The organism is Nocardiopsis lucentensis DSM 44048, assembly GCF_000341125.1.
Taxonomy (GTDB): Bacteria; Actinomycetota; Actinomycetes; order Streptosporangiales; family Streptosporangiaceae; genus Nocardiopsis; species Nocardiopsis lucentensis.
This window is the reverse complement of sequence record NZ_ANBC01000011.1, coordinates 1-2,829: the sequence shown is the minus strand read 5'-3', so window position 1 is coordinate 2,829 and position 2,829 is coordinate 1. Positions and strand designations below refer to the sequence as shown.

Annotated in this window: 1 protein-coding gene and 1 pseudogene; both read left to right on the top strand. The window is 76.1% G+C overall.

Features of this window, described 5'->3' with window-relative positions:
• A partial coding sequence (locus D471_RS39910) for a hypothetical protein (protein WP_017596781.1) occupies positions 1-1,798 on the top strand: 1,798 nt, incomplete at its 5' end.
• A gap of 5 nt (positions 1,799-1,803) precedes the next feature.
• A pseudogene (locus D471_RS0100305) lies at positions 1,804-2,829 on the top strand (hypothetical protein); the annotation flags it as partial.

Here is a 2,829-nt window from a genome sequence, read left to right as displayed (position 1 = left end):
GGCCCCCGAGCCGGCCCGGAGCGGCGCCGCGGACCGGTGGCGGGCCCTGGCCGACCGCGCCGCGGCGGTCTTGTATCGATTCGACCGTTTTCTCTCCGCGCGGCGGCGCACCGGACCCACGCGGTTCGAACCCGGCCCCCTCGGGCTGCTCGGCATCATGCTCTCCGCGATGGCGGTCACCCTCCTGCTCGTCCAGACCGGCTCCGGCGGAACCAGTGCCGTCCAGGGCGGTCGGGAGGGGGCCGTGGACGTCCCCGGGCCGCCGGACGGCCGGCTCCGGCTCATGGTGGTGGGCGGCTCCCTGACCCAGGGCAGCAGCGGCGACTACACGTGGCGCTACCGTCTGTGGCGCCACCTGGGCGAGTCCGGTGTCGACGCTGACTTCGTCGGACCCTACGACGACGTGTACGGCCTCGCGGAGGGCGAGTTCGACCACGCCTACGCCGACGCCGACTTCGACACCGACCACGCCGCCCGCTGGGGGACCACCGCCCGCGACCTCGCCGACGACGTCGCCCTGGTGGCGGCCGAACACGAACCCCAGTACCTGCTGCTCCTGGCCGGGCTGGAGGACATCCTGGCCGGGGGAGGGGCCGACCACGCCCTGGCGGGGGTCGGCGAGACCGTCTCGACCGTCCGCGTGGCGCTCGCGGAGGTCCGGTTCGTCATCGGGGAGCTTCCCCCGGTCGAGGGCACCGGGGACGACGCGCGGATCAACGAGGAGATCCGCCGGTTCAACATGGGCGTGGTCGACCTCGCCGAGCAGTTGACCTCGCAGACCTCTCCCGTGGTCGTGGCCCGGGTCGCCGCCGACTACGTGCCCTCCCGCGACAACTGGGACGAGACGCACCCCAACGCCCGCGGCGAACTGCGGATCGCCGCGGCCTTCGCCGACGCGCTCGCCGAACCGCTCGGGGTGGGCCGGGACTTCCCGCGCCCCCTGCCGACCGTGGCCACCGGTCCGCGCGCCGCCCCCGAACCCGACGCCGAGGAATCGGCGGACGGCCTGGTCCTGAGCTGGGACGCGGTTCCCGGCGCGACCGACTACCGGGTGGTCCAGCGCAGGCTGGGACCGGACCCCGACGAGGCGGTGGTGCTGCCCACCGATGTGGAGGCGGACGGCGACCGTCGGTCGGTGCTGGTCGGGGCACTGCTGAGCGGGGCCCGGTACGAGTTCGTCGTGCGCCAGTACAAGGGCCGGGACGAGGGGGAGCGTTCCGCGCCGCTGAGCTTGGTCTGGGACCCCGACCCGCCCCCCGCCCCCACCGGTGTGCGCGTGGTCGACGGTGGCGCGACGGTGCTGTGGGACGCGGTCGAGGGGGCCACGCACTACGAGGTGTGGCTGCGCGCGCTGGCGTGCTCGCCGAGCGACGACTCCCGGGCGCCCGCGGACACGCGTGACGGGGGGCCGTCCCCCGGCCACGGGGACGACGAACCCCGGAGGTCACCGGACGAGGACCCGTCGCCGGCCGGGCCGTCCCCCGCGCCGCCCCCGCCTCCGCCGCCCCCGCCCTCCCCCGAACCTCCCCCGCCCCCGCCGTCCCCTGAGCCGCCCCCACCGCCGACGCCCACGCCGACCCCGGGGCCGACCGCCCCGCGCCCGCCTGAAGGGGCGGAGTGCGGGCCGGTCGACGACAGGGGACCGGGCAGCGGCGAGGGATGGCACCCCCAGGGGCCGACGGGGTCGGAGCCCCGTTGGGAGGCGACCGTGAGCGGCCCGTACGAGGTCGTGGTCCGCGCCCACCGCGACTACGTGGAGGGCGGGTACTCCGCCTCCGCCCTCCTGGGGGACGGGTGAGGCCGGTGCGCCGACTCGACCGGGCGCTGCCGTGGGCGGTGGGCCTCCTCGCCGGTGTCCTGGCCCTGGGGCCGGCCCTGGGACGCGGCTATGTGCTCCGGTACGACATGGTGTTCGTTCCGGAGCCGTCCCTGGCGACGGTTCTGCGCGGAGCCGACGGCTTCCCCCGCGCGATCCCCAGCGACGCCGTGGTGGCGGCGCTGTCCGCGCTCGTCCCCGGGGACCTGGTACAGGCGGCGGCGCTGCTGTGCGTGTTCACCGTGGGCGGCGCGGGCGCGGCCCGGCTGCTGCCGCGTCCGGGGAGCGGAGCCGGGCGCGTGGCCGCGGTGGCCTCCGGGATCGCCTACGTGTGGAACCCGTTCGTCGCTGAGCGATTGCTGCTCGGCCAGTGGGCGATGCTCCTGGGTTACGCGGGACTGCCGTGGGTGGTGGGCGCCGTGGTCCGTCTGGGGTCGACAGGGACGGCTGCGGGGTTCGCGGGGCTCGTCCGCGCCCTCGTGCCCGCCGCGGTGGGCGGGTTCTCCTCCGTGGTGCTGACCGCGCTCACCGCCGGTCCCGTGGCGCTGTTCCCGCGTGGGCGCGCGGCGGTGACCGGTCCGCTCCTTTTGCTCTCGGCCCTGCTCCTGGTGTCTCTGCCGTGGCTGTTGCCGTCCCTGGCCGGCGGCACGAGGACCGATCCGGCGGGGGTGGCGGCCTTCGCCGCGCGCCCGGACACCCCGTTCGGTGTGCTGGGCTCCCTGTTCCTCCTGGGTGGTGTGTGGAACTCCGGGGCCGTTCCGGCGGGCTACGGGGAACCGGTGACGGCGACCCTGCGGCTGGTGCTGTGCCTGGTGGCGCTCGCGGGGTGGGTGTGGTGGCTGCGCCGGGAGCGACCGGAGTTCGGGTTCGGGTTGTCGGTGGCGGCCGGAGTGGGTTTCGGGATCGCGCTGCTCGGGGCCACCGAAGCGGGGTGGGCGGCGCTGTCCTGGCTGATCGGGTTCTGGCCGGGCTTCGGGCCGCTGCGGGACGGTCAGCTCTACGTCGCCCCGCTC